25 protein-coding genes and 2 pseudogenes are annotated in these 23,671 nt (G+C 71.4%); 10 read left to right on the top strand and 17 right to left on the bottom strand.

Going from position 1 to position 23,671, the window contains the following annotated elements:
* Window positions 1-4: 4 nt before the first annotated feature.
* A complete protein-coding gene (locus tag ACFY3C_RS06830; protein ID WP_390769985.1) occupies window positions 5-1,213 on the bottom strand; it encodes an NAD(P)/FAD-dependent oxidoreductase in 1,209 nt (402 codons plus the stop codon).
* Between the two features lie 3 nt (window positions 1,214-1,216).
* Window positions 1,217-1,405 carry a ferredoxin gene (locus ACFY3C_RS06825; protein ID WP_390769984.1) on the bottom strand — a complete coding sequence of 63 codons (189 nt, stop codon included), beginning with the start codon at window positions 1,403-1,405 and terminating at the stop codon, window positions 1,217-1,219.
* Window positions 1,406-1,774: 369 nt separating this feature from the next.
* On the opposite strand from ACFY3C_RS06825, the gene ACFY3C_RS06820 reads away from it, so the two are divergent.
* Both ACFY3C_RS06820 and ACFY3C_RS06815 read left to right on the top strand, forming a co-directional pair.
* A complete protein-coding gene (locus ACFY3C_RS06820; protein WP_390769983.1) occupies window positions 1,775-3,124 on the top strand; it encodes a glutamine synthetase family protein in 1,350 nt (449 codons plus the stop codon).
* A 16-nt stretch (window positions 3,125-3,140) separates the two neighbouring features.
* Window positions 3,141-4,427, top strand: a complete 1,287-nt coding sequence (locus ACFY3C_RS06815; protein WP_386577473.1) for a cytochrome P450 — start codon at window positions 3,141-3,143, stop codon at window positions 4,425-4,427.
* 12 nt (window positions 4,428-4,439) lie between these two features.
* On the opposite strand, the gene ACFY3C_RS06810 is transcribed toward ACFY3C_RS06815, so the two are convergent.
* The 3 genes and pseudogenes from ACFY3C_RS06810 to ACFY3C_RS06800 form a co-directional block, all read right to left on the bottom strand.
* Window positions 4,440-5,903, bottom strand: coding sequence for an HAD-IA family hydrolase (locus ACFY3C_RS06810; RefSeq protein WP_390769982.1), 1,464 nt, complete (start codon window positions 5,901-5,903; stop codon window positions 4,440-4,442).
* Between the two features lie 18 nt (window positions 5,904-5,921).
* A pseudogene (locus ACFY3C_RS06805) lies at window positions 5,922-6,345 on the bottom strand (hypothetical protein); the annotation flags it as partial.
* A 61-nt stretch (window positions 6,346-6,406) separates the two neighbouring features.
* A complete protein-coding gene (locus tag ACFY3C_RS06800; protein ID WP_390769981.1) occupies window positions 6,407-7,018 on the bottom strand; it encodes a substrate-binding domain-containing protein in 612 nt (203 codons plus the stop codon).
* Here ACFY3C_RS06800 and ACFY3C_RS06795 point away from each other — a divergent pair.
* The 5 genes from ACFY3C_RS06795 (at window position 6,913) to ACFY3C_RS06775 (ending at window position 12,327) form a co-directional block, all read left to right on the top strand.
* Window positions 6,913-7,458 carry a hypothetical protein gene (locus ACFY3C_RS06795; RefSeq protein ID WP_390770366.1) on the top strand — a complete coding sequence of 182 codons (546 nt, stop codon included), beginning with the start codon at window positions 6,913-6,915 and terminating at the stop codon, window positions 7,456-7,458. The genes ACFY3C_RS06800 and ACFY3C_RS06795 overlap by 106 nt on opposite strands.
* A gap of 37 nt (window positions 7,459-7,495) precedes the next feature.
* Entirely contained in the window at window positions 7,496-8,287 is a 792-nt protein-coding gene (locus tag ACFY3C_RS06790; protein WP_390769980.1) for a TetR family transcriptional regulator, read from the top strand.
* 181 nt (window positions 8,288-8,468) lie between these two features.
* Complete coding sequence (locus ACFY3C_RS06785) at window positions 8,469-8,888, top strand: Zn-ribbon domain-containing OB-fold protein (RefSeq protein ID WP_386581777.1); 420 nt, start codon at window positions 8,469-8,471, stop codon at window positions 8,886-8,888.
* 50 nt (window positions 8,889-8,938) lie between these two features.
* The gene (locus ACFY3C_RS06780; protein WP_390769979.1) at window positions 8,939-9,349 is read left to right on the top strand and encodes a DUF4440 domain-containing protein; all 411 of its coding nucleotides are present in this window, start codon (window positions 8,939-8,941) and stop codon (window positions 9,347-9,349) included.
* 212 nt (window positions 9,350-9,561) lie between these two features.
* Window positions 9,562-12,327 carry a hypothetical protein gene (locus ACFY3C_RS06775; protein WP_390769978.1) on the top strand — a complete coding sequence of 922 codons (2,766 nt, stop codon included), beginning with the start codon at window positions 9,562-9,564 and terminating at the stop codon, window positions 12,325-12,327.
* Window positions 12,328-12,381: 54 nt separating this feature from the next.
* On the opposite strand, the gene ACFY3C_RS06770 is transcribed toward ACFY3C_RS06775, so the two are convergent.
* The gene (locus ACFY3C_RS06770; RefSeq protein ID WP_386581780.1) at window positions 12,382-12,768 is read right to left on the bottom strand and encodes a PPOX class F420-dependent oxidoreductase; all 387 of its coding nucleotides are present in this window, start codon (window positions 12,766-12,768) and stop codon (window positions 12,382-12,384) included.
* Between the two features lie 32 nt (window positions 12,769-12,800).
* Window positions 12,801-13,979 carry a MalY/PatB family protein gene (locus ACFY3C_RS06765; RefSeq protein ID WP_390769977.1) on the bottom strand — a complete coding sequence of 393 codons (1,179 nt, stop codon included), beginning with the start codon at window positions 13,977-13,979 and terminating at the stop codon, window positions 12,801-12,803.
* 194 nt (window positions 13,980-14,173) lie between these two features.
* Between ACFY3C_RS06765 and ACFY3C_RS06760 the strand changes: the two are divergent.
* Window positions 14,174-14,268, top strand: a pseudogene (locus ACFY3C_RS06760).
* A 27-nt stretch (window positions 14,269-14,295) separates the two neighbouring features.
* Here the strand turns inward: ACFY3C_RS06760 and ACFY3C_RS06755 are convergent.
* Window positions 14,296-14,592 carry a phosphopantetheine-binding protein gene (locus ACFY3C_RS06755; RefSeq protein WP_390769976.1) on the bottom strand — a complete coding sequence of 99 codons (297 nt, stop codon included), beginning with the start codon at window positions 14,590-14,592 and terminating at the stop codon, window positions 14,296-14,298.
* Window positions 14,593-14,822: 230 nt separating this feature from the next.
* Here ACFY3C_RS06755 and ACFY3C_RS06750 point away from each other — a divergent pair, with 230 nt between their 5' ends.
* Both ACFY3C_RS06750 and ACFY3C_RS06745 read left to right on the top strand, forming a co-directional pair.
* Window positions 14,823-15,965, top strand: coding sequence for an acyl-CoA dehydrogenase (locus tag ACFY3C_RS06750; RefSeq protein ID WP_390769975.1), 1,143 nt, complete (start codon window positions 14,823-14,825; stop codon window positions 15,963-15,965).
* A gap of 18 nt (window positions 15,966-15,983) precedes the next feature.
* Window positions 15,984-16,658, top strand: coding sequence for a DUF6182 family protein (locus tag ACFY3C_RS06745; protein WP_390769974.1), 675 nt, complete (start codon window positions 15,984-15,986; stop codon window positions 16,656-16,658).
* Here ACFY3C_RS06745 and ACFY3C_RS06740 read toward each other — a convergent pair.
* The 9 genes from ACFY3C_RS06740 to ACFY3C_RS06700 all read right to left on the bottom strand — a co-directional run bounded on the left by ACFY3C_RS06740 (window position 16,651) and on the right by ACFY3C_RS06700 (window position 23,612).
* Window positions 16,651-17,463 carry a 3-oxoacyl-ACP reductase family protein gene (locus ACFY3C_RS06740; protein WP_390769973.1) on the bottom strand — a complete coding sequence of 271 codons (813 nt, stop codon included), beginning with the start codon at window positions 17,461-17,463 and terminating at the stop codon, window positions 16,651-16,653. The genes ACFY3C_RS06745 and ACFY3C_RS06740 overlap by 8 nt on opposite strands.
* Window positions 17,464-17,470: 7 nt before the next feature.
* Window positions 17,471-18,046 (bottom strand): HAD family hydrolase, encoded by a 576-nt coding sequence (locus tag ACFY3C_RS06735; protein ID WP_390769972.1) that lies wholly within the window; start codon window positions 18,044-18,046, stop codon window positions 17,471-17,473.
* Between the two features lie 62 nt (window positions 18,047-18,108).
* Window positions 18,109-19,125: an AfsA-related hotdog domain-containing protein gene (locus tag ACFY3C_RS06730; RefSeq protein WP_390769971.1), complete on the bottom strand. Its 1,017-nt coding sequence runs from the start codon at window positions 19,123-19,125 to the stop codon at window positions 18,109-18,111.
* A gap of 93 nt (window positions 19,126-19,218) precedes the next feature.
* Window positions 19,219-19,581, bottom strand: a complete 363-nt coding sequence (locus ACFY3C_RS06725; protein WP_390769970.1) for a hypothetical protein — start codon at window positions 19,579-19,581, stop codon at window positions 19,219-19,221.
* Window positions 19,582-19,637: 56 nt separating this feature from the next.
* Window positions 19,638-20,054 (bottom strand): nuclear transport factor 2 family protein, encoded by a 417-nt coding sequence (locus ACFY3C_RS06720; protein ID WP_390769969.1) that lies wholly within the window; start codon window positions 20,052-20,054, stop codon window positions 19,638-19,640.
* 104 nt (window positions 20,055-20,158) lie between these two features.
* On the bottom strand, window positions 20,159-20,962 hold the full coding sequence (locus ACFY3C_RS06715; protein ID WP_390769968.1) for an enoyl-CoA hydratase/isomerase family protein: 804 nt from the start codon (window positions 20,960-20,962) through the stop codon (window positions 20,159-20,161).
* 42 nt (window positions 20,963-21,004) lie between these two features.
* On the bottom strand, window positions 21,005-21,553 hold the full coding sequence (locus ACFY3C_RS06710; RefSeq protein WP_390769967.1) for a biotin/lipoyl-containing protein: 549 nt from the start codon (window positions 21,551-21,553) through the stop codon (window positions 21,005-21,007).
* Between the two features lie 8 nt (window positions 21,554-21,561).
* Window positions 21,562-22,584, bottom strand: coding sequence for an alpha-ketoacid dehydrogenase subunit beta (locus ACFY3C_RS06705; RefSeq protein ID WP_390769966.1), 1,023 nt, complete (start codon window positions 22,582-22,584; stop codon window positions 21,562-21,564).
* A complete protein-coding gene (locus ACFY3C_RS06700) occupies window positions 22,581-23,612 on the bottom strand; it encodes a thiamine pyrophosphate-dependent enzyme (RefSeq protein WP_390769965.1) in 1,032 nt (343 codons plus the stop codon). The genes ACFY3C_RS06705 and ACFY3C_RS06700 overlap by 4 nt, the downstream gene beginning before the upstream one ends.
* Window positions 23,613-23,671: the final 59 nt, after the last annotated feature.

Below are 23,671 nucleotides of genomic sequence, written 5' to 3'. Positions count from 1 at the left end.
CTCCTTACGTGGTGAGGGCGGGCTGCTTCAGCAGTTCGGCGCGGTAGCGGGCGGCGGCGGACGCGACGCCGGGGCCGCCGAGCGCGACGACGCCGACCAGGCGGCCGTCGCGGTGGTAGCCGGCGAGGACGTCGCCGTCGGTGTCGCCGTCGAGGACCCGGATGTCGGCGAGGCCGAGCGCGGGCGCGCCGAAGGACTGCAGCCGGAAGTCGTGCTGGTCGCTCCAGAAGGTGGGCAGCGGCGCGAACGGCGCCGGCTCCGGCTCACCGCCGACGAGATGGGCGACGAGGGCCTTCGCGGCCTGCTTCGCGGTGTCCGTGGGGATGGACCAGTGCTCGACCCGGCGCGGCACGCCGTCGTAGCGGGCGTTGGGGAAGCGGGCGACGTCACCGACGGCCACGACCTCCGGGCGGCCGCCGACCCGCAGCAGCCCGTCCGTGCGGACGCCGTCGGTCAGGTCGAGGCCGTTCCCGTCCAGCCACTCGGTGTTGGCGATCGAACCGACCGATTCGACCACGACGTCCGCCGGTACGACCGAGCCGTCGTCCAGCACCACGCCGGTGACCGTTCGATCGCCCTCGAAGCCCTGGACGCCGGTGCCGAGCCGGAACCGTACGCCCCGCGCCTCGTGCCGTTGCAGCAGTGACCGGGCGAGCAGCTCGCCGAGCGGGCCGACCATGGGCAGGGGCAGCGGGTCGACGACGGTCACCTCGGCGACGCCGAGTCCGACGGCGGTGGCGGCGACCTCGCAGCCGATGAACCCGGCGCCGACCACGACCACCCGGGTGCCGGGCCGGGTCAGCGCCTCGCGCAGGCCCTGGGCGTCGGCGAGGGTGCGGACCGTGTGGCGGCCGGTGAGCGGGCCGGGGCAGCGCAGCCGGCGGGGCCGCATGCCGGTGGCGACGACCAGTCCGTCGTACGGGAGCACCTCGCCGCCGTCGAGCTGCACGGTCCGCTCGTCGAGCCGGGCCGCGACGGCCCTGCGGCCGAGGCGCCACTCGACGTCGGCGACGCTCGCCCGGGGGCGGAAGGCCAGCGATTCGAAGGGCGCCCTGCCCGCGAGGACCTCCTTGGAGAGCGGCGGGCGGTTGTAGGGCATGTGGGGCTCGTCCCCGACGAGGGTGATCGCCCCGGTCCAGCCGGCCGCACGCAGTTGTTCGGCGGCGCGCAGGCCGGCCATGGAGGCGCCGGCGACGAGGATGCGACCGCTCATGGGTCAGTCCTCGATCCGGATGGCCTGGAGCGGGCAGACGTCGGCGGCTTCCTCGACCTCGTCGCACAGGGCGTCGTCGGGGTCGCTGACGTAGGCGAGGCGCCCGTCGGTGTCGAGCTGGAAGACGTCGGGTGCCGCGAAGACGCACTGGCCGTGGTCCTGGCACTTGTTCATGTCGACGACGACCTTCATGGCCGGTCCTCCTGAGGGTGAGGGCGTCGAAGCGGAGTGAAGGGAGAGAAGCGGGGCCCGTCCGGCTCAGGACGGGCCCCGGCCAACGGAGTGCGATGACCGCACCCCGAACTCGTTTGGCTTCAAACAAGGTAGGCAGGCGCCACCCCCTGGTCAATACCTATCCGGATGGATAAATTCTTGGCGCGCAAACCTTGCGGTCCGGCATGACGCTGCCTACCGTTTGGCTTCAAACAACACGCCCGGGGCTGTCCGGGAGCCGCCCCGCACGGGCCCCTCCCCCGCCGCATCCCGGCCTTCTCCGCCACGCCACCCGCCTCCCGGACAGCACGTCCCGGAGGTGCCCGACGTCCGCCTCAGGAGACAACGGTGAGCGCTCATGACATCCAGGAAGTCCGCCGCCACATGGACCGGCTCGCCGCCGACGGCATCGACGTCGTCCGGGTGACCTATCCCGATCTGATCGGCACCGAGCGGGCGCGCGACGTCCTGCTGGCGGAGCTGCCCCGGGCCGTGGAGCACGGGCTGGCCTTCTGCCGGGCCGTCTACCACACCAGCCCGCAGGGCGACGTGGTCCCGGTGAGCGGCGGCCTGGACGCGGGGCTGCCCGACATCGCCGTACGACCGGACCTCGACACGCTGACCGCGCTGCCGTGGGAGCCCGGCGTCGCGACCTGCCTCGCGGAGATCGTCGACCCGGCCACCGGTTCGGCGGCGCCCGAATCGCCCCGCGACCTGCTGCGCACGGTCCTGGAGCGGTGCCGGGAGCACGGGCTGCGCCCGGTCGTCGGACCGGAGCTGGAGTACTACCTGTGCGAACCGGACCCCGCCGGAGGCTGGCGCCGCTACGCCCGCGACCCCGGTGTGGTGTACACCGCAGGCCTGCGCGCCGACCCCGACAACCACCTGCTGCGCACCCTGCGTCAGGTGCGCGATCTGAACGTCGGGGTGATCAGCGGGAACCACGAGTTCGACGGCGGTCAGTTCGAGATCAACCTGATCCATTCGGACGCCCTGTCGGCAGCCGACCGCTCCTTCCGCTTCAAGGCCGCAATCAAGGAGCTGGCCCGCCGGGAGGGCAGGCTGGCCACCTTCATGGCCAAGCCGTTCAACGACTCCGGCGGTTCCGGCTTCCATCTGCACCTGTCCTGCGACGACGCCGACGGCCGCAACGCCTTCGACGACGCCTCGGGCCCGTACGGCCTGTCCGCCACCGCCCGCCACGCCGTGGCCGGTGTCCTCGCCCACGCCCCGGCGCTCGCCGCGCTGCTCAACCCGACGGTGAACTCGTACAAGCGCTTCGGCCCGGACACCCTCGCTCCCTGGCTGATCGACTGGGGGCTGGACAACCGCAGCGCCATGGTCCGCATCCCGCCTGAGCGCGGCAGCGGCGCCCGCCTGGAGCTGCGGCTGGGCGACGCGAGCGCCAACCCGTACCTCGCCGTCGCCGGCACGATCGCCGCCGCCCTGCTGGGCGTCCTGGCCGGTGAGGAGCCCCCCGCCCCGCTGGAGGGCTACGGCTACGACACCGCCAGGTCGGCACTGCTGCCGACGACCCTGTCCGATGCCCTGGACGCGCTGGAGGCGGACACCGCCCTGGCCGAGATCCTCGGCAAGGACTTCACCACGTCCTTCCTCTCCTACAAGCGCAACGAGGTCGAGCGCTTCCAACGGTTCGTCACCGACTGGGAGTTCACCGAGTACGCCTACCACCTGTGACACCGAGGAGCCACCGATGACCACCGAGACCCCGACCGCCGCCGCGAGCGAGCCGATGCCCCTGACGGACGTCGACCTCGCCGATCTCGACAACTTCACCGACGGCATCACCCCGTGGCGGATGTTCCACACGCTGCGCCACGAGGACCCGGTGCACTGGCAGCCGGAGGAGGCGCCCAACTCCGGTTTCTGGGCGGTCACCCGGCACGCCGACATCGCCCGGGTCGACCGGGACGCGTCGACGTTCACCTCGACCCGGTTCGTCAACCTGGAGGAGCTGGACGACGACCAGATCAAGAAGCGGGCCTCCATCCTGGAGCTGGACGGCGTCCGCCACCGTGCGCTGCGCAGCCTGATCCAGCGGCAGTTCGGGGCGAGCGTGATCAACAGCTACGCCGACTTCCTGCGCGGCCTGACGGCGAAGACCCTGGACACGGCGCTCGCCAAGGGCAGCTTCGACTTCGTCGCGGACGTCTCCGCCGACTTCCCCATCAACGTGCTGGCCCGCCTGCTGGACGTACCGCCGGAGGACAACCAGCAGCTCATCGACTGGGGCAACCGGATCATCGGCAACACCGACCCCGACTACGCGGACGTCCTGCTGCACAGCGAGGAGAGCGAGAAGTACCGCGACCTGCCGTTCCGTTCCCCCGCCTCGCTCGAAGTCTTCGAGTACGGACGGGAGCTGGCCCGGCAGCGCCGCGGCAGGGACGGCACCGACCTGGTGTCCAAACTGGTCAACACGGCCCCGCGCGACGGCGTCCCGCTCTCCGCGCAGGACTTCGACAACTACTTCCTGCTCCTGGTGGTGGCCGGCAACGAGACGACCCGGCACACCATCACCCACTCCATGCTGGCCCTGCTCCAGCACCCCGAGCAGCTCGCCCGCCTCCGGGACGATCCCTCCCTGATCCCCACGGCCGTCGAGGAGTTCCTGCGCTGGGCCTCCCCCGTCTACCACTTCCGCCGTACCGCGACCCGGGACGTCGAGCTGGGTGGCAAGCGGATCAGGGAGGGCGACAAGGTCGTCATGTGGTACGCGTCCGGCAACCGCGACGAGGAGGTCTTCGGCAACCCGTACGAGTTCGACGTGGCGCGCCAGGACAACGACCACGTCACCTTCGGCAAGGGCAGCCCGCACCTGTGCCTCGGCAACCTGCTCGCCCGCACCGAGATCCGGATCATGTTCGAGGAACTGATCCCGCGTCTCGCGGACATCCGCCTGACCGGTGACGTCCCGCGGGTGCGCTCGAACTTCGTCAATGGCATCAAGAAGCTCCCGGTGGAGGTCACCCTGGCCTGACGGCGGGCGGCCTCACAGCCCCGCCGCCCACAGCTCCTCCCGGTCGATCCCCGCAAGGCCCCGGCGCACCGTGCGCCGGGGGCCCTTCCCGATCGGCGTGTACGACGGGACGGCGAGCACCCTGCAGCCGGCCGCCTCGGCCGCCGTGACCCCGGTGGGCGAGTCCTCGACCGCGAGACAGGCGGCGGGGTCCACGCCGAGGGCCCGGGCGGCGGCCAGGTAGGGGTCGGCAGCCGGCTTGGTGCGGGGCGTCTCGCCCTCGGCGAGGGTCGTACGGAACCTGTCGGCGCCCAGCACCTTGAGCGCGGCGTCCACGACGGGCCGCGCGGACGCCGAGACCAGCGCCATGGGAAGGTCCAACTCCGCGATCATGTCGAGGAGTTCGAGAGCGCCCGGGAGCGGGGTGGCCTCCTGCTGGACCGTCTCCAGGAACCGTGCGTCGAGGTGCTGCGCGAGTTCCCGCGGGTCGGCCCCGGTCAGGTGGTGCAGGTGCCGGGCGGTGTCCGCGGTGGTGCGGCCGAGGGCGTCGAAGAGCTCGTCCATCCCGATCCCGGGCACCCGCTCCCGCACCGTGCGCAGCCACAGCGACTCGGTGTCGACGAGCGTGCCGTCCATGTCGAGGAGTACGGCGTGCGGCTCGGCCGCGAAGGGATGGCCGTCCAGGGTCCAGTGCCGGTCGGGGTGCCGGCCCAGGGCGGCGAAGACCTGTGCGGCGACATCGGCGTGCCGCACCCGCGGGGGAGCCTGGCCGATACCGGGGCCGGCCGCCGCCAGCCAGGCCGTGCGCTCCTCGGCGGAGCGGCCGCCGTGGCCGCCCGCGTCGACGTGTCCGTGGTCGGTGACCACCAGGTACGTCCACTCTTCGTCGGCGTACGTGCGGCGGGCACGGACGGCCGCGAGCAGCCGGCCCACGCGGGCGTCGGCGCGGCGGACCGACGCCTCGTAGGCCGCCCCGCAGCCGAGGACGTGCGCGGTCTCGTCGGGCGCGCCGAGATGGACGAACGACGCCTCGACGTCCTCCTCGGCGAGGATCAGCGCGGCGGCCTCGGTGATCCGCTCGTCGCACACCTCCCAGCCCTCGGGGGTGTCGGCCTCCGGAGCGATGAACACCGTCCGGGACGCCGCCCGGAACAGGGGCCCGCCGTCGCGCGGCTGCAGCAGGGGCCGCCAGCCTGCGGCGACGAAGGTGCGCCGGCCGTCGTGGTGGTCGAGTCGGGTGGCGAAGTCGGGGAAGACGTCGAGGCGGTGGCCGCCGAGGTCGTTGCTCCACACGCCGTGTTTGGCGGGGCCCACTCCGGTGACGACCGTCGCCCAGCAGGGTCCGGACATGGTGGGCGTGTCGTCCGCGACCTCGACGGGCGTGAGGAATCCCTTAGCGGCGAGGGCGTCGAGGTGCGGGGTGGGCTGGCGGTGCAGTACGTCGAGACGTACGCCGTCGATGCCGACGACGAGGACGCGGCGTGCGGCGACGGGCATGGCGCTCCTTACGGTCGATCAGGCGGGCCGGGACAGCTCGTCCGGTCCTACTCCATAAGCGAACGGAAGGCCCTGTGCGTAACGCACCACCTCGTCGGTGGCCCAGTCGGCCATGCGGCCCAGCTCGTTGCCGAGGGAGCCGGAGATGTGCGGGGTCAACAGCTCCTTCGGCAGGGTGTACAGGAGGAGGACGTGCAGGTCGAGCGGGCCCAGCAGCTCGATGACCCGGCGGCCGATGCGGAAGGCGCCGACGAGGCCCACGGTGCGGTGGCAGTTGCCGTAGCCGCTGAAGTCCGGGAGCAGATCGCGCCGTTCGCGGGTGTGGGCATAGCGGTGCGGCAGTGTCCAGGACCCGCTTGTTCGCGAACAGGATGGCGGCGAGGGTGAATTCCGCGACCGGGAGGGCGTTGGCGGCTGCCGCCGAGGACACGATGATGCCGCGCCGTCATTGTCGTCGTGTTCGTGTCGACGCGACGCGCACCCCTCGATGGCGTCAGCGGGTGTCAGGAGGCGTCAGGAGCCGCTTCCGGCAGGCAGCGTGCCCCCGCACGAGGAACGGATCCGCAGCTCCGGAAGCAGGTCGAGGTGCTGCCGGGGGCTGGGCCGCTCCCCCGCCGCCCGCTCGGCGAGGCGGCACAGCAGAAGCTTCGCGGCGAGGTCGCGCGCGTGGGCGGGGCGACGGCGGTGAGGGGCACGTCGGCGAGGCCCGCGACCTCGTCGTCGTACGCGATGAGCGCGAGGCCGTCGGACACGCGTACGCCACGCGCCTGGAGCCGGGGCACGAGCACGATGGCGTCCTCGTCGCTGTGCACCAGAGCCGCGGTAACGCCGCGTTCGCGGACCGCCTTGACGAGGTAGTCGACGGAGGCGTCGTAGTCGCCGTGTTCGCGCGCGCTCGGGACGCCTTCGTCCACGTCGACGTCGACGCCGCGCGAGCGTACGGCCGCCTGGAAGCCGGCGCTGATCTGGACGGTGTGCGGGCCCTCCGGGGGACGGCGGTGATCCGGCGATGGCCGAGGGCGGCGAAGTGACCGACGGCCAGGGCGGCGCCGTGGGCGCGGTCGGTGCGGACCCGGTCGAGGTCGGCCGCGGGGTTGCCGGGCAGGGCGGCGCACTCCACCAGGACGGTGGGCACCTCGCACTCCATGAGCCACTTCTCCTGCCCGTCCTCGGGGACGCCGCCGAACCAGCTGGGCGCCACCAGCAGCCCTGGGGCACCGCCCGCGACCAGGTGTTCCGCCTGTACGGAGTCCTCGGTGTCGACATAGCCGGAGACGCCGAGGACCAGCCGTCCGCCCTGGGCGCCGACGGCCTCGCGGGCACCGCGCACGATGCCGGCGAAGATGTAGTTCGTGGTCGGCACGATCATTCCGACCACGGCGCCTTCGGCGGGCTCCGGCCGCGGCTCGGGGGTGGCGGCGGTGTCGCCCGGCCAGACCACCGCCCCGTGCAGCCGCTGCACCAGGCTCTGCGCCGCCAGGGTCTCCACGTCGCGCCGCAACGTGATCGACTCAGAGCACTCAGTTCCCCCATCGCGCCCCTTCCACTGCACTGAGTGTCATGAAACCGGGCCGGGTGCTACGTTCCCGTTCATGAGCTCCAGCAGCGCGGCGCCGACCGCGAAGCCGCCGATGCGGGACGCCCTGGTCGCGGCGGCCTTCCAGCTCTTCCTGGAACGCGGGTACGAACAGACCACCGTGGACGACATCGTGGCGCTGGCCGGGGTCGGCCGCCGCTCGTTCTTCCGCTACTTCCCCTCCAAGGAGGACGTGGTCTTCCCCGACCACGAGCGCTGCCTTGCCGACATGACCGCGTTCCTCGCCGCGAGCGACGAGGCGGACGAGCCGGTCCGGCGGGCATGTGACGCGGCCCGGCTGGTGCTGCGGATGTACGCGGAGAACCCCACCTTCTCCGTGCAGCGCTACCGGCTCACCAAGAAGGTGCCCGGACTGCGCGCCTACGAGCTGTCCGTGGTCTGGCGCTACGAGCGCGCGCTCGCCGAGTATCTGCGCGGGCGGTTCGCCGGGCAGCACGACGGGACACTGCACGCCGACGTGATCGCCGCCGGCGTCGTCGCCGCGCACAACAACGCCCTGCGCTCCTGGCTGCGTTCGGACGGCAAGGGCGACGCGGGCACGGCGGTGGACCATGCCCTGGGATACGTCCAGGCCACCTTCGCCCCCTCGGCACATCCACGCCCCACCCCGGCCGGCGAGCACCCCGACATCACGCGCTCCGACGTCACACACCCCGAAGGCGCGCACCCGGAAGCAGCACACCTCTCCATCGAGCACCCCGACGACGTGGTCGTCCTCGTCACGCGCCGGGACGCACCGCTGTGGCGGGTGGTGCAGGAATTCGAGTCGGCCGTCGGCCGCGCCTGACCCGCACGACCCGGGACCTCGCACTCACAAAGCCTCCGCAGATTTGGGGTACGGAGTGCCTTTACGAGTGACACTGAGTGCCATACTCTGTCGGCGTGCACGGTGGCACGGCAACCGGGCACACACGCGCGCGGTGCACTCCGGGCGCGGGATTCCGGCCGAGGGCAGGGAGTTGACCAGCGTGTACCACCACTCAGCGAGCGCCTCGCATCCGGCGACAGGCTCCGCGGGAGCGGGTGTCCTCGACCCCGCCCCCGCGGACTCCAGGGACGCCATCGTCTTCCAGCGCTGCACCTGGTGCGGCACCGCGATGTACCACCGGCTGCTCTGTCCGGTGTGCCAGGGCAGCGAGCTGCGCACGGAGCGCAGCGAGGGTGCCGGGACGGTGCGCCACTCCACCGTGGTGCACCGCAACACTCCCGCGGCGCGCAACGTGTCGCTGATCGAGATGGCCGAGGGGTTCGTCGTACGCGGCCGGGTCATGGGCCCGCCCGTCGGCATCCACAGCGGGGACCGGGTACGGCTGTCCACGGCGAAGGACCCGGTCCGGGGCGAGCCGGTCTTCCAGCTGGTCGACGAGCCGTACCGCGCCTGGACCTGAGGCCTCCCCGGCCGGGCTCCCGCGGCCTGCGCGAAGATGCCCCCATGAACATGGCATCGGCATCGGAACCGACCTCCGAATCGGAATCGGAGCAGGTGAGCGCGGCGATCGAGGGTGAGCTGGCGCTCCTGGACCCCCGGGTGCGCTCCTCGCGGGACCTGACCCGGCAGTGGCTCGACCCGGCGTTCGTCGAGGTCGGTGCCTCGGGCAGGCGGTGGACCCTGCAGGACATCCTGGCCGCGCTGCCGGACATGGCGGGCAGCGCGGACGAGGGTTCCCGTTACGAGCCCTCGGAGATGAACGGGGTCCTGCTGGCTCCGGGTCTGGTGCATCTGACGTACGAGACCGTGCTCGACGGGCGTCACGCGCGCCGCAGTTCGCTGTGGCGTCGGCGGGACGGGCGGTCGGGCTGGCGGATGTACTACCACCAGGCCACCCCGGTGCCGCCCGCGGCCGAATAGCCGCGCCGCTCCCAAGTCACGTGCGGCAGGCGGAAGTTGCCGTTCGCCCCCACCGCTGACCCCACCGTTGCCGTGCGCCGGACCGGCGGCCGCACGATGTGATCCGACACTTGCCCTTCACAGGCAACCCACAGTGTCTCCTTCCCGTCCTCCCGGGACGAGGGGCGCCCGGGACCGCCGGGACGCCCGAGTACGGGGTCAGAGGAGGAACTGTGGTCCGTGCCCGGCGCATATGGATCACCGCCGCCGCGTTGCTCGCGGTGGCGGGCGCATCCCCAGGGGCGGCAGTCGCACAGGGTCAACCATCATCACAGTCGGCGGCGTTGACCGCGGCGGCCGACGGGAAGCTGCCGCCAGGGTGGGGGATCACCGGCGGCCGGTCGGCGTCGCAGCAGCTGGTGTGGCGCTCGGACCGGCCGGTGCCCATGGGGGACGCGCGCATCGAATTCCGTTCGGGCGGACGCCTGTTGGGGATTCCGCAGCCGGCCAGGGACGGACGCACCTTCCGGCTGCCGCTCGACGGGCAGCACGCCGGCGAGCTGCGCGGGCTGCAAGTCTGGTCCGGCGGACGGCGGCTGGACGGCCGGCGTGCCGCCCCGACCGGATCCGCGGTCCGGCCGCCGGCACCGCTGCCGGCCAACTCCGTGGACCCGGGCAAGCCCGGTTCGTACCGCACCAAGTCGGGTGAGTACCACCTCAAGTCGGTCCGGCTGCCGGGCTTCTCCGCCCCGGTGGAGATGCGCGCCGTGGTCGTCGCCCCCACCGGCGCCCGTGGCCCGCGCCCGCTCGCGCTGTTCCTGCACGGCCGCCACTTCACGTGCTACAAGGGTCACGACATCACCGGCGACTGGCCCTGCCCGGCCGGGACGAAGGCGGTACCGAGCCACCGCGGCTACCTGCGCGACCAGAAGCTGCTGGCCTCCCAGGGCTATGTGACCGTGTCGATCTCCGCGAACGGCATCAACGGCCAGGACTGGAACGCCGAGGACGGCGGCGCGCAGGCGCGTTCGTCCCTGGTGCGGCTGCACCTGGCCCAGTGGGCCGACTGGGCCGCGCACCCCGAGACCGCCCCGCAGATCGTGAAGGACGCGCCCCGCGCCGACCTGTCCCACGTCCTGCTGGTCGGGCACTCGCGCGGCGGCGAGGGCGTCGACCGGGCCGCGATGGACAGCCTGTACCCGCCGCCCGCCGCCCAGGACGGCTACCACGGGCCGGTGCGCTGGACGATCCGCGGTCTGGTCCTCATCGGCCCCACCGTCTTCGGTCAGAACCCCGTGCCCGACGTGCCGTCCGTGTCGATCCTGCCGGGCTGCGACGGTGACGTCTCCGACCTCGAGGGCGAGATGTACGTCGACGGCACGCGTGGGGTGAGCCGCGGTGCCGCACTGCACAGCGCGGTGTACGTCATCGGCGCCAACCACAACTTCTTCAACTCCGAGTGGACGCCGGGGCAGGCCACCGCGCCCGCCCAGGACGACTTCTCGGACGATCCGCAGCACCCCGACCCGGTGTGCGGCAAGCGTGCCGCCACCCGGCTGACCGCCGACCAGCAGCACCGGGCCGGTTCGACCTACATCGCGGCCGCCGCGCGGCTGTTCCTCGCCGGTGACGACAAGGTGCGGCCGCTGCTGGACGGTTCCGGCAAGCGGGCGCCCTCGGCGGACCCGGCCCGCGTCCTCAGCCATGCGGTGGGCGGCCGCCGTGACGCCGGGTTCCTGCCGGACGGCGGAGTGTCCGTGACGGGCGCCAAGCTGTGCGCGGCGGTGGACCCCGCCCCGGCCAAGGCCTGCCTGGGCCATGGTGACGAGGGGATCTCGCCGCACTTCGCGCAGTGGGAGACCGACCGCGAGCCCGGCCGGCACGCGATCGCGCTGCACTGGACCCACGCGGGCACCCCGGCACGGGTGGCGGTGAAGGACCCGGTCTCGATGGCAGGTGACAAGGCGCTCGCGCTGCGGCTGTTCGTGCCGCCGAACTCCCGGGGCACGCGCCTGGACGTGTCCGTCACGGACGCCTCCGGCCACAAGGCGGTCCTCGGTAAGGTGAAGGTCGACGGGCTGCCGGGCAGCGCGAGCACCGCGTCCTACTGGGCGCGGGAGATCCGGGTGCCACTGACGGCTGCCGCCCGCGCCGGGCTCGACCTGCACAAGGTCAAGTCCCTTGTGCTGACCCCGCGTTCGGGCTCCGGCCGGGCCTGGCTGATGGACGCGTGGGGCTGGCGTCCCGGTCTGCCGGCGGTGAAGGCGGCCGGTCTGCCGCGCGTGGACGTCGGTCGCACCACCGTGGACGAGGGTGACTCCGGCACCCGCACCTACCAGGTCCCGGTCGAGGTGTCGGGGCAGGGCAGCGGACAGGTCCGGGTGTACGTGTTCGACCCGGCCACCGGCAAGGTCACGAACCGGCTGGTCACCGTGCGCCCCGGCGGTCACGACATCGACGTGCCGGTCGAGGTGAAGGGCAACACGCGCTACGGCCAGGACGTGTCGTACGACATCGGCGTCAAGGCGGTCCGCGGCGCGGTCGTCGGCTCGTACCACGGCGGGATCACCGTGCACGACGACGACCCGGCGCCCAAGATGACCGTCACCCCCGTCGCCGACAAGGTGACCGAGGGGCAGGCCCTGAAGTGGCGGGTCTCGCTGTCCGAGGCCGTCGACGTGGGCATGAGCGCGTTCTTCCTCGCGGTGGCGCCCGACGGCACCGAGCTGTCCACCAAGGACGTGTCCGCGCGCTGGCTGCGGGACACCACCGGTGCCTCGCCGGACCCGGAGCGGCCACTGTCCAAGCTGTCCGGCGGCCTCTACCTGTGGGTGGACATCCCGGCGGGCAGGACCAGTGCGGACATCACCATTCCCACGGTCAAGGACCGGGTGCGGGAGTCCGCGGAGTCGGTGCGGTTCCAGCAGATCGACGAGCAGACGGGCAAACCGCAGCCCGGCGGGCTGGAGTTGAACGGCACGGTGCTCGACGCGTCGTAGCCGCCTGAAGCCCTCGTCGTAGCCGCCTGAAGCCCTGGGGAAGCAGCAGCCTCCTCAGGGCTTCAGCGTCACCCGGATCCCGACCGTGCCCTCCAGCCCGCGCCGCAGCCGGCTGCCCAGCAGGGTGAGCCGTCCGACGATGCCGTACTTGCGGGCGATGAGGGCGCGGTAGCGGGCGGTGGTGGCCGCGTCGGCGATCCCGGCCGTGGCCGGGACCTGGTCGCCGGTGGGATTGCCGCGCAGGTCGCAGGGGCCGACGAGGACGTCGGCGCGCCGGCGGATGCGCTTGACCTTCCAGCTGTCGGCGGCCGTCCACGCGCCGAGGGCGTCCCCGTCCCGGATCACCCACACCGGGGTCGCGACGGGCGTGCCGTCCTTGCGGTAGCTGGTGACCAGCAGGTACTTGCCGGAACCGAGCCGGTCCAGCTGCGTGTCGTCCATTCCGGCAGTGTAGGAGGCCGCGCGCCCATTGTTCAGGCCAGGGCCGCCGCCATCCGCCGTACCCCCTCCGTGAGGATCTCCGGCGAGGTCGCCAGGTTCAGACGCACGTGCCCGGCGCCGCCGGTGCCGAAGAGCACGCCGGAGCTGAGGGCGACCCGGCCGCGGTCGAGGAACACCTCGGCGGGGTCGTCGCCGAGGCCGAGGGCACGGCAGTCGAGCCAGGCCAGGTAGGTGGCCTCGGCGGGACACGCGCGGACCGCGGGCAGATGCTCGGCGAGCAGGTCGGCGAGCAGGCGCCGGTTGTTGTCGAGGCCGGCCAGCAGGGCGTCCAGCCATTCGGTGCCCTCGTTCAGGGCGGCGGTGTGGGCGATGACGCCGAGGTGGCTGGGGCCGTGGCTGACCTCCTCGGGCAGCCGGGCGAGATCGGCGGCGGCGCCGGGTCCGGCGACGGCCAGCGCGGCCTTGAGCCCGGCCAGGTTCCAGCCCTTGGACGCCGACATCAGCGACAGGCCGCGCTCGGCGCCGGGCACGCTCAGGTACGGCGCGTAGGTGACACCGGGGGCGACGAGCGGGGCGTGGATCTCGTCCGCGACGACACGGACGCCGTACCGTTCGGCGAGGTCGGCCACGGCGGCCAGTTCGGCGACGGTGTGCACGGTGCCGGTGGGGTTGTGCGGGCTGCACAGCAGGAACGCGGCCCGGCCGCCGCCCGCGGTCGCCGCCCGGAACGTCGCCGCCAGCAGATCGAGGTCGATGCGCAGGTCGGCGCCGAGCCGGGCCTCGACCACGCGGCGGTCCATGTGGCTCACGAACTGGTAGAACGGCGGATACACGGGCGCGTTCACGATCACCGGATCCCCGGGATCGGTGACCAGTTTGAGCATCTCGACCACACCGAGCATCACGTCCGGAACGATCGCGGTGTGCTCCACGGCGATCCCGTGCCAGTTCCAGCGCTTGGCGGCGAACCCGGCCAGCGCTTCGGCGTAGGCGGTGCCCGCCGGGTAGCCGGTGTCCCCGAGGGCGAGAGCGTCGGTGACGGCGCGGACGACCGGCTCGGCGAGAGGTACGTCCATCTCGGCCACCCACAGGGGCAGCACGTCCTCGGGGTAGGCGCGCCACTTCATGCTCGTACGACGTCGCAGCCGCTCCAGGCCGAGGACGCACAGCGGGTCGGATTCGCCGGGTGTGTCGTGCGGGGTGCTGGTCATGGGGCTCAAGATAGGCGGCTGTGGCGTGACCGGAAACGGGGCGAGCCGGGCGGGCTCGACCGTAGACGGACGTGCGTTGCTGAGGCACGGGGCGCAGCAAAGATCCGTCAGCGCCCCGTCAGCGTCGAGTCAGTGCTTCCTGCCAGTCTTTTCCACGTGAAGGCAACAGGGCATCGCCCTGGGGCCAGGAGCGAGGAGAGGTGCCCGGAGTGGTTGATCGGGGACCAGCGAGCACGCCTCAAGGTCGGACCCTGCAGGGTCCACGCAGGTTCGAATCCTGCCCTCTCCGCCGAATGGCCCGTCCAGCCGGCCGTGCCTACGAGCCTGCCCCGGCAGCGGCCTGGTCCCGGAGCAGGGGCAGGCGGTGCACATGCCGAACATCGACGACGTCGACGGACAGACTGAAGAGCTGCTCCAAGAGCTGCCGTGTCTCGGTGAGCTCGAGAGAGGTGAGACCGAGATCGAGGTAGCTGACGTCGAAGGCGAGATCCTCGGAATCGTCCGTGCGGAGAACGGCCTTCGATTTCCGCAGAACGATCGTCTCCATTTCTGCGGCGGGTTCACTGCGTGGGAGATCGCGCACGTACCCGAACCCGCTGTCGACGGATCGCATGCGGTCATCCGGACAGAGTCGGCCACCTCGCCGGCAGGAAGGCTCCGGCGGCTGTGTCAGTCCGGCGTCAGCCCCGGCACCACCGGCGGTACGGGCGGCGCGTTCGGCGAGGCCAACTACCCGATGCTCAAGACCTCCCACGTCCAGGAGGTGAGCCCGCGACGTCAGCCCGTACGAAGCGGTGTTCGGCAGCTGAGGCCGGCTCCGCACGTCCTTTCCGGAGGTTTCCCGTGCGTTCACTCGACACTGCCCGCTCCGTGTGCGAGCGGTTCCACCCGTGGCTGCTCAAGGAACTCGAGCAGAGCCCCTACCCCGAGCGCGAGCGGCCCGGCAGCCCGGCCATCGACCTGTTCCGCATGCATGGCGGGGTCGGCCTGCTGATACCCGGGAAGTACGGGGGCCTCGACGCCGACCCGCTGGACGCGCTACGGGTCCAACTGGCGCTCGGCTCGGTGTCGCCCTCGCTGGTCGCAGCGGTCTCCATGCACCACTTCACCGTCGCGATGCTGTACTCGCTCGCGGCCGAGACGGGCCGGCTCACCGACGAACAGACCGCGCTGCTGCATCGGATCGTGCCCGACCAGTTGGTGCTGGCCTCGGGCTGGGCCGAGGGCCGCACCGGCCAGAACGTCCTCAAGTCTACGGTGGTCGCGCACCCCGTGGAGGGCGGGTTCCTGCTGTCCGGCGCCAAGAAACCCTGCAGCATGTCGCGTTCGATGAGTCTGCTCACCGCGAGCGTCGCCATCCACGGCCACAAGGGCGCCGAGCCCGAGCCGGCGCTCGCCCTGGTGGCCGCCGACGCACCCGGATTGAGCGTGCACCCGTTCTGGGCCAACGACCAGTTGGCGGGCGCGGAGAGCGACGAGGTGCGGCTGACGGACGTATTCGTACCCCATGGCCTCATGGTGCGGGCCGGTACCGACGACCCCACCCTCCTCGACGACCTGCGGTCGGCCGCGTTCGTGTGGTTCGAGCTGCTGGTCTCGGCCGGCTACGCGGGCGGCGCGATGTGGCTCGTGGAGCAGGTGCTCGACCACCAGCGCGGCACCGCTGCGGAGCGGGCGGCCCTCGCCATCGACATCGAGGCCGCCGTCGCGCTGCTTGAGGGCGTCGCCCGGGTGACCGGCGTCGTCCCCGGCGACGAGGACTCGGTGGCCCGCGTCCTGGTGGCCCGCTACGCCGTCCAGAACGCCCTGCCGGACATCGCTTCGCGCGCCCTGGAGCTGCTCGGCGGCATGCAGTTCATCCGCGGCAGCGAGGCGACCCGGGTCGCGCCGGCCCTGCGCGCCCTCGCCTTCCACCCGCCGTCCCGCTCCGCGGCCGCGGAGCCGCTGCTCAGGTACTTCGACGGCGGCTCCCTGGTGCTGGACTGACCCGGCCGGCCCTCCGACGTGCGTGCGTCATCGGGAACAACCCGGCGATGGTCGCGGCCCTGCCCCACCAGCTGCGCCAGTGGTGGCCGCGGACTGTCAAGGGGATGCGCGACGGCACCCTCGGCGGCCTCCCGCACCACTCCCCCGGCCTGTATCTGGGCGCACATACGCGGCCCCGTTCTGCTGGACCACCAGCCCCGCCGCGTTCAGTCCCCTCCCCGGTGCCTGCGCGAGGAGTCCGGCGCAGAGCCTCGCCGTCACCACGGCGATGCACGAGTTCGTCGCGCGGAGCATGCCGACACACCGTGCCGAGAGTGCTGCGCCGCGCCGGCTCCTGAAGCTCTTCGACGGCCCACCGCCCTGCCGCCGGGTCCGGACACTACGGTGCGCGTCCCCGGCGAGCCCCGGCCCGGCAGCCAATGCCGGGTCCGAAGCCGGGAGGTGTACGTCGCCACGGCCGACCGCACCGTGGCGGAGGCACTCGCGCACGTCAACCATGTGCTGGTGGAGGCTGTACCGGGCAACCTCGTCGCCTCCGGCAACCGGTCGACCGTACGTCAAGTGCCGCGGTCGGTCGGCGCGCTCGACGACCGGCCCGGGCACGTGCCGTGCCGATCAGCGGCTTCCCGGCCGGCTGCGGGCCGTCGCGGGACTGGCCGAGAAGACCCGCCCGGCACCGATCCAGTCACCTGATGCTGAAGGCCGACGCCGCGATGCCGCCGTCCACCGTCAGGGTCTGTCCGGTGACATACGATGCCTCGCTGCTCGCCAGGAACCGGACGCAGGCCGCGACCTCTTCGACCCGACCCGGTCGCCTCATCGGTACCTTCCTGCGGGCCGAATCCTCGAAGTGCCCCACCTCACGTGTGAGGTCCGTGCGAATGAGCCCCGGAGCAACCGCGTTCACCGTGATCCCCTTGGGTGCCATTTCGACACCCAGGGCCCTGGTCAGGCCCGCGAGGCCCGACTTGGCCGCGGCGTAGTTCGCGGCGCCGGGCAGGGCCTGTTGGGCGAGGATCGACGTGACGTTGATGATGCGGCCGTGACGCGCCCGCACCATCGGTCCCAGGGCGCGCGCCGAGGCGTGGTAGGCGGCCGTCAGGTTCACGTCGAGCACCTGACGCCATTCGTCGTCCTCCATGCCGAGCAACAGGCCGTCGGCGCGGACACCCGCGTTGTTCACCAGGACGGCCACCCGCCCGAAGCGTTCTTCCAGCATCCCGAAAGACCGGTCGATCGCCTCCGGATCACGTAGATCGCAAGCCACTTCGATCGCCGTGCCGCCCGTGCCTTCGATGTCGGACACGACCGACTCCGCTGCTTGGCGATTGCGGAGAAATCCCACTGCGACCGGCCGCCCGGCGGCGGCGAGCTCGCGTGCGATCGCCGCGCCGATGCCTCGGGAGCCACCGGTCACGAAGGCACAGCCGACGTGCGGATCGACCACTTCCTGCTCGCTTTCCTCAGTTTTTCGGGTCACGGGTGGGCGCGACGTCATGTGTCGCTCACTTCGGCTGTTCGCCGATCAGTTGCGACAGTTGTTCGGCGGCCGATCGCACGTCGACGAAGTGAATGGCGTGCCAGCCCGCGGCCTGTGCGCCCGCGCAGTTCTTCTCCGTGTCGTCGATCAGCACGCAGGCTTCGGGCCGTACCCCTGCCCGGCTCGCCGCCAGCTCGAATATCTCGACACCCGGTTTGCGGCATCCCACTTCGAAGGAGAGGACGACGTGATCGAACAACTCGTCGACGTCGACCATGCGGCGCCAGCGCTCGTCCCAGCTCGGGACCATGTTCGACATCAGGCTCACCCCGACACCGCGCCGGCGCACCGCGTGCAGCGTCTCGACCCACTCGTGGTTCGCCGGTCGGCCCTCGAACCAGGCCTCGCCGAAACTGCGTACTCCGACGGGCCTACCGAGCGCTTCGGAGACCAGTTGCAGCCATGCCGGTTCGTCGATCATCGGCGTGTCCAGCGGCTCGAGGAGGTCCGAGGTACCGAACTGGGCACTGACGGTCCGCACCGCACCCATGAATTCCTGCTGGGTGAGTCCGTTGTCCGCACAGAACTTGGCGAGGCTCACCTCGATGGGAGGGGTGAGGACGCCGCCGAAATCGGTCCACACCGTCGTGACCGGGTGCGTGCTCATGATTCCTCCGCATCGCGGGTCAGGATCACCCTTATCTCGGCGATCTGTTCACCGCCTTGCTCGACGGCAACAGGGATCTCGCACTCGCCGGTCTCGGACGCGGGCAGCGCGGCACGGACGGTGACCGGCGCGTCCAGCTCCACGAACTGGGAGAATCGTCCGGCGAGCCGGGTGAGGTGCCAGCCCCGCATGGTGTGTCCCGGGGCGTTCACGACCGACACGATCAACTGCCGGGCGGCCTCGGTGAGTACGGACATCGTCACGTGGTCGTAGGGGTGGTCGAAGAGCGCGCGATTGGCCAGCGGCAGCGCGACCCGCGCCGACATCTCAGCCTCCCCGTGCACCAGATCGGCAAGGACGACGTTCAAGGGATCGCGCCTGCCCACGATGTGCGGCTGGGCCAGCTGGGGATCCGGCCGGTAGAGCATGTCGGATGTCCACGGCGGCGGGGTGCCCCGCTGCGCGGTGCGCAGCATTTCCAGTTCCGCGTGGTCCAGGAACCGGCCTTTGGCCTGGAGGGTCGCGACCTGCCGGCCGCCGGCGAAGACGCGCTGTCTGCAGATCCCGGCGCGCGGGCGGCCACGACGCACGCGGGTGAAGGGGAACTCGCCGGCGATGCGCAGATCGATCAGGGGCTCGTCACTGGGCCACGCGGCCGGCTCGGCGACGTACAGATGCCAGTCCTCGGGGATCGCGACGACGTTCGCGTCGACGCCCAGCTCATGTGCCGTCGCGGATCCCGCCTGCCTGCAGATCTCCATGACGAGCAGCGGGTCCACCGTCATCGTCGACCCGTGGTCGTTGAAGTACGCATGGTAGGCCGGGAGTTGTGCGGCAAGGGCCACGCGGCCGTCTCCCAGCGCGCGCACGTCGGTGATGAACACCTCGGACACCGCGGACCGGTGCACCCGGCGACGATCGATCGTGCGGTCGAATGACAGGGCGACATCCTCGTCGAGCCGCCACTCTTGTAGGTCTTCCACGACACTGACTTCCGTCACGCCCGGTGTCACCTCTCACACTGCTGGAATCGTAGGGATCTCAACGCGGCACTCCGCCGCGGATGGGGGGAGCCCCGCCGCGGGCGCCGCGGCGGGGCTCACCGATCACACGCCGCCGTACATGTAGAAGGCTGTGATCTGCCCCTCGTCGTCACGGATGTAGAAGTCCCGGCCGGAGCGAAGGACGCTCCCGTCGGGAGCCGTGATGGTCCACTCCTGGTAGATGCCGTTGTCGTTCTGTACGGTCTTCCCGTAGTTGAAGGCGACACCGGCTCCCTGGATCTGCTCCCGGTTCACCTGAGCCATGTTGGCCACGATCTCGTCACGCCCGGTGAACTTGAGGTTCTCCCCCGCGACTCGGTGCACGGCGGATGGTGCGAAGACCTTCTCCGCCAGGGCGCGACGCTCGTCGTCGTCATGCGTCCGCCACGCCCTCAGCAGGGTGTCCATGAGCTCTTTGACGTCCACTCGGCTTCCTCTTCGTGTGATGTGCGCTTCTTCGGTGTGCGGCGGACTCGCCCTCGTCAGGCCGTGGCCGCGTAGAACCGCTCGAGCATCGGAACGTCGGTCAGGTGCGTGTCGATGGTGGTGATGAGCCCGGACCTGACCGTGAAGACCAACGCCAGCCATTCGTCGAGCGGGAGGGGCGTTTCGGCCGTGTTGTGGATGGTCGCGATGATGCTGCGGCTGCCGATGTGCAAGTGCTGCGGGTCCGTCGTGAGCTTTGCGGCGTCGATGGCCCGGGCCCGTTCGACCACCGCCTTGCGCCCCACCGCGTCCCCGGAGATGCGTGACTTTCCGGGCAGAGACCAGACCACCTCGGGGTCGAGCAGTTCGGCCACCCGGTCCCAGTCCTTCCGCCTCGACGCGGCCAGCATTTCTCCGACGACCGCGGCGTCCTTCTCGGTCACGACGGCGTCGTTTCCAAGGCTGTGGGACATGCACAACACCCTCTCTGCTTCACACTTGTTCACTGGACTTTTCCTGCCGTACTTGCCGATACGTCAGATACGCTCGCGCAAAGACGGCGTCGAAGGCCGAGTCATTACGCGCCCCCGAAGGTGGGCAGTTCGCCGCGGCGGCGGGCTGCCAGCGCATGGCGCATGTCGTCGGTGAGCATTCCTTCGACGAATACGCGGTGTTCGTTCCTCATGTGCTCGGCAAGCGTCGCGAAGGCCGAGTCATGCACCAGTTGCTTGGCGGCCGTCACCGAATGGCGTGCGCTGCGACTGAGGCCGGTGGCGACCTCAAGTGCCCTGTCGTGCAGGTCCGTTGCGGGTACCACCGTGGTGACGAGCCCTTCGGCCTGCGCGCGCGCCGCCCGGATGACGGGCTGTTCGAGCAGCAGCTCGACGGCCTTCGCGGGGCTCAGCACTCTGGGCAGCAGCCAGCTCATCGCTCCGTCGGTCGACGAACCCAGCACGCCGTAGCCGAAGTTGAACTTCGCCCGGTCGGAGGCGATCCGCACATCGCAGGCAAGGGCCAGCGAGAAGCCGGCGCCCGCGGCCTGGCCGTGCACAGCGGCGATCACCGGGCAGGGCATCGTGTACAGATTCTGGACGAGGGCGGCCAGCGCCTCGGTGCGCTGCAGCCAGTGTGCGCGCACGGCGTCGTCGTCACCGCCGAACACCTCGTCGAACTCGTCCAGCGGGCCACCGAGCGAGAAGTGCGGGCCCGCACCGGTGAGGATCACCGCGCCGGCCCTCTCGTCCCGGGCGAGCGCCGACGTCTCGCTCACCAGCGCGTCGGTCATCTCGGTGTCGAGGATGTTGTGCCGCTGCGGCCTGTTCATGGTCAGCACGACCACGTCGCCGAACGTCTCCCGGCGTACGGCCGGACCCTCAGTCATGGCACACCACGACCTGGTCCGCGACGAAAGCCTGGTTCGTGCTCAACTGGGTTCCTCCTGAACGGGGGCGGCCGCGGCGGCACGGACGTCGTCCTTCGTGATCACACCGCCGTCGCCGGTGCCCGTGACGTCCCTGAGCTCCACACCCAACTCGCGGGCGAGCCGCCGCACGACGGGAGCCGCCGTGACGCGCCCCCGCTGCTGCCCCTTCGCGGGCAGCCGACGGACCGGGGGTTCGACCGCCCCGGCCGCCGGAGCCGGGATCTGACCGACGAGGTGGGTGGTGCCGCCCGCGGGCGGCTGCTGGCCCCGCGGTCCGATCAGGGTCACCAGCGCTGCGCCGACCGGCACCATCCTGGTGACGTCGGCATGCAGCTCGGTGATGCGTCCCTGGTACGGCGAGGGCAGTTCCACGGTCGATTTGACCGTCTCGACCACCACCACCGGCTGGTCGATCTCGACCACGTCGCCGGCCTCGACCAGCCACTCGATGATCTCCGCGGAAACCAGGCCTTCGCCGAGGTCCGGCAGGACGAACACGCACTCGGCCGTGTCCTGCGTCCCCGTCTCAGCTGTCTTACGAGTCGTCATCCGGGCGCTCACGCTTCCTCGAAGGTGGCCGCGACGGCGTCCAGGACCCTGGTGACGGTCGGCAGGTAGAACCGCTCCAGTTGCGGCGGCGGGTAGGGGACGTCCAGGCCGGTCACGCGCCGCACCGGCGCCTCGAGGTAGGCGAAGCAGCGTTCGGTCACGCGGGCGGCCACCTCGGCGCCGAAGCCGCCGAAACCGGACGCTTCGTGCACCATCACCGCGCGGCCGGTCCGCATCACCGCCTCGCACACGGTGTCTTCGTCGAACGGCACAAGTGAGCGCAGGTCCACGACGGAGAGGTCGTAGCCGTCCGCCACCGCGGCATCGGCTGCCGCGAGTGCGATCGGCAGCGCGGGCCCGTAGGTGATCAACGTGGCGTCGTTTCCGGTACGGCGCACGACCGCCCGGCCGATGGGCTCGACCTCGGCCGTGAGGTCGACGTGGGCGGTCTCCCAGTACAGCCGCTTGGGTTCGAAGAACAGCACGGGGTCGGCGCCGTCGATCGCCTGCCGCAGCATGCCGTAGGCGTCGGCGACGGTGGCGGGCGTGAGCACATGCAGGCCGGGGGTGTGCGCCGCGTACGCCTCGGACGAGTCGCTGTGGTGTTCCACGGCGCCGATGCCGCCGCCGTAGGGGATGCGGACGACGACGGGGGCCGCCAGGGTGCCCCGGGTCCGGTTCCGCATTTTCGCCAGGTGACTGACCATCTGTTCGAAGGCGGGGTAGGCGAACGCGTCGAACTGCATCTCCACGACGGGCCTGGCGCCGTAGAACGACATCCCGATCGCCGCGCCGAGGATGCCCGCCTCGCAGATCGGCGTGTCGAAGCAGCGCCGCTCGCCGAACTCGGCCAGCAGTCCGTCGGTCGCGCGGAACACGCCGCCCAGGTGCCCGACGTCCTCGCCGAAGACGACCACGCGCTCGTCGTCCCGCATCGCGTCGCTCAACGCGGAGTTGATCGCGGTGACCATCGAGACAGCCGGTGCTGTCACCGGCGCCGTGGTGATCTGTGGTGTGGTCCCGGTCGTCATACGATCCCCCTCTCGGCGAGTTCCCGGGCCTGCTCCATCAGCTGAGGCGTCGGCCGGGCATAGACGTGCGCGAACATCTCGGCGGGCGCCGGTGTCTCGTACCTGGTGACCTCCTGCCTGGTTCGCGCGGCGAACTCGGCGGCTTCCTCGTCGATCGCGCGCTGCGCGACGTCGTCGAGCAGGTCCTGGGCGCGCAGCGTCGAGGCGAGACGGGCGACAGGATCCTTCTCCCGCCAGGCCAGGGCCTCGGCGGGGTCGCGGTAACGCGAGGGATCGTCGGCGTTGGTGTGCGGCGCCATCCGGTAGGTGAGCGCTTCGATCAGGGTCGGTCCGCGTCCCGCCCTGGCCGCGTCGACGGCGCTCGACACGGCCCGGTGGACCTCGCCGAAGTCATTGCCGTCGATCTGGACGCCGGTGATCCCGTACCCCGCGGCCTTCGCAGCCAGCGCTTCGGCTCTGGTCTGCTTGGCGAGCGGCACGGAGATCGCGTAGCGGTTGTTCTGGACGAGGAAGACCACCGGTGCGTCGTACACCGCCGCCAGGTTCACGGCCTCGTGGAAGTCGCCTTCGCTGGTGGCCCCGTCGCCGCACAGCACCACCGCGACCACGTCGTCCCCGTTGAGCCGCGCCGCCATCGTCAGTCCGACCGCATGGGCGGCCTGCGTCGCCAGCGGCGTGCAGTGCGGTGCGGTGCGGGTGGCCTTGGGGTCGTAGCCGCAGTGCCAGTCGCCGCGCAGCAGCGTCAGCGCCTCGCCGGGCCCGACGCCCCGGCTGACGACGGCCACCGAGTCACGGTAGGTGGGAAACAGCCAGTCTGTGCTGCGTAGGGCCGTCACGGCGCCGACCTGGCACGCCTCCTGGCCCGACGACGACGGGTAGACCGCGAGACTGCCCTGCTTGGCGAGGTTCGTCGCCTGCTGATCGAAACGGCGGCCGATGACCATTTTCCGGTAGCCGTGCAGCAGCATGGCTTCTTCATCACTTGCCGGCGGCGACACCATGGTGGTGGCCGCGTTCGAACTGGTCATTGCACTCCACTCCTCGATGAGGTTGGACGCAACACGGATCCCCCGTGTTTGTACGGAAA

This window comes from Streptomyces sp. NPDC001410 (genome assembly GCF_042895235.1).
Taxonomy (GTDB): domain Bacteria; phylum Actinomycetota; class Actinomycetes; order Streptomycetales; family Streptomycetaceae; genus Streptomyces.
Note: the sequence above shows the minus strand (reverse complement) of the source record. Positions and strands in the feature narration are given on the sequence as shown.

Coding starts and splice junctions, on each gene's coding strand:
- ACFY3C_RS06765 (WP_390769977.1), bottom strand. CDS start 13,979: ATGACCAGCACCCCGCACGACACACCCGGCGAATCCGACCCGCTGTGC.
- ACFY3C_RS06810 (WP_390769982.1), bottom strand. CDS start 5,903: ATGCCCGTCGCCGCACGCCGCGTCCTCGTCGTCGGCATCGACGGCGTA.
- ACFY3C_RS06825 (WP_390769984.1), bottom strand. CDS start 1,405: ATGAAGGTCGTCGTCGACATGAACAAGTGCCAGGACCACGGCCAGTGC.
- ACFY3C_RS06790 (WP_390769980.1), top strand. CDS start 7,496: ATGAGCTCCAGCAGCGCGGCGCCGACCGCGAAGCCGCCGATGCGGGAC.
- ACFY3C_RS06755 (WP_390769976.1), bottom strand. CDS start 14,592: ATGCGATCCGTCGACAGCGGGTTCGGGTACGTGCGCGATCTCCCACGC.
- ACFY3C_RS06720 (WP_390769969.1), bottom strand. CDS start 20,054: ATGTCCCACAGCCTTGGAAACGACGCCGTCGTGACCGAGAAGGACGCC.
- ACFY3C_RS06795 (WP_390770366.1), top strand. CDS start 6,913: ATGGCCGAGGGCGGCGAAGTGACCGACGGCCAGGGCGGCGCCGTGGGC.
- ACFY3C_RS06770 (WP_386581780.1), bottom strand. CDS start 12,768: ATGGACGACACGCAGCTGGACCGGCTCGGTTCCGGCAAGTACCTGCTG.
- ACFY3C_RS06700 (WP_390769965.1), bottom strand. CDS start 23,612: ATGACCAGTTCGAACGCGGCCACCACCATGGTGTCGCCGCCGGCAAGT.
- ACFY3C_RS06815 (WP_386577473.1), top strand. CDS start 3,141: ATGACCACCGAGACCCCGACCGCCGCCGCGAGCGAGCCGATGCCCCTG.
- ACFY3C_RS06830 (WP_390769985.1), bottom strand. CDS start 1,213: ATGAGCGGTCGCATCCTCGTCGCCGGCGCCTCCATGGCCGGCCTGCGC.
- ACFY3C_RS06780 (WP_390769979.1), top strand. CDS start 8,939: ATGGCATCGGCATCGGAACCGACCTCCGAATCGGAATCGGAGCAGGTG.
- ACFY3C_RS06705 (WP_390769966.1), bottom strand. CDS start 22,584: ATGACGACCGGGACCACACCACAGATCACCACGGCGCCGGTGACAGCA.
- ACFY3C_RS06710 (WP_390769967.1), bottom strand. CDS start 21,553: ATGACGACTCGTAAGACAGCTGAGACGGGGACGCAGGACACGGCCGAG.
- ACFY3C_RS06715 (WP_390769968.1), bottom strand. CDS start 20,962: ATGACTGAGGGTCCGGCCGTACGCCGGGAGACGTTCGGCGACGTGGTC.
- ACFY3C_RS06740 (WP_390769973.1), bottom strand. CDS start 17,463: ATGACGTCGCGCCCACCCGTGACCCGAAAAACTGAGGAAAGCGAGCAG.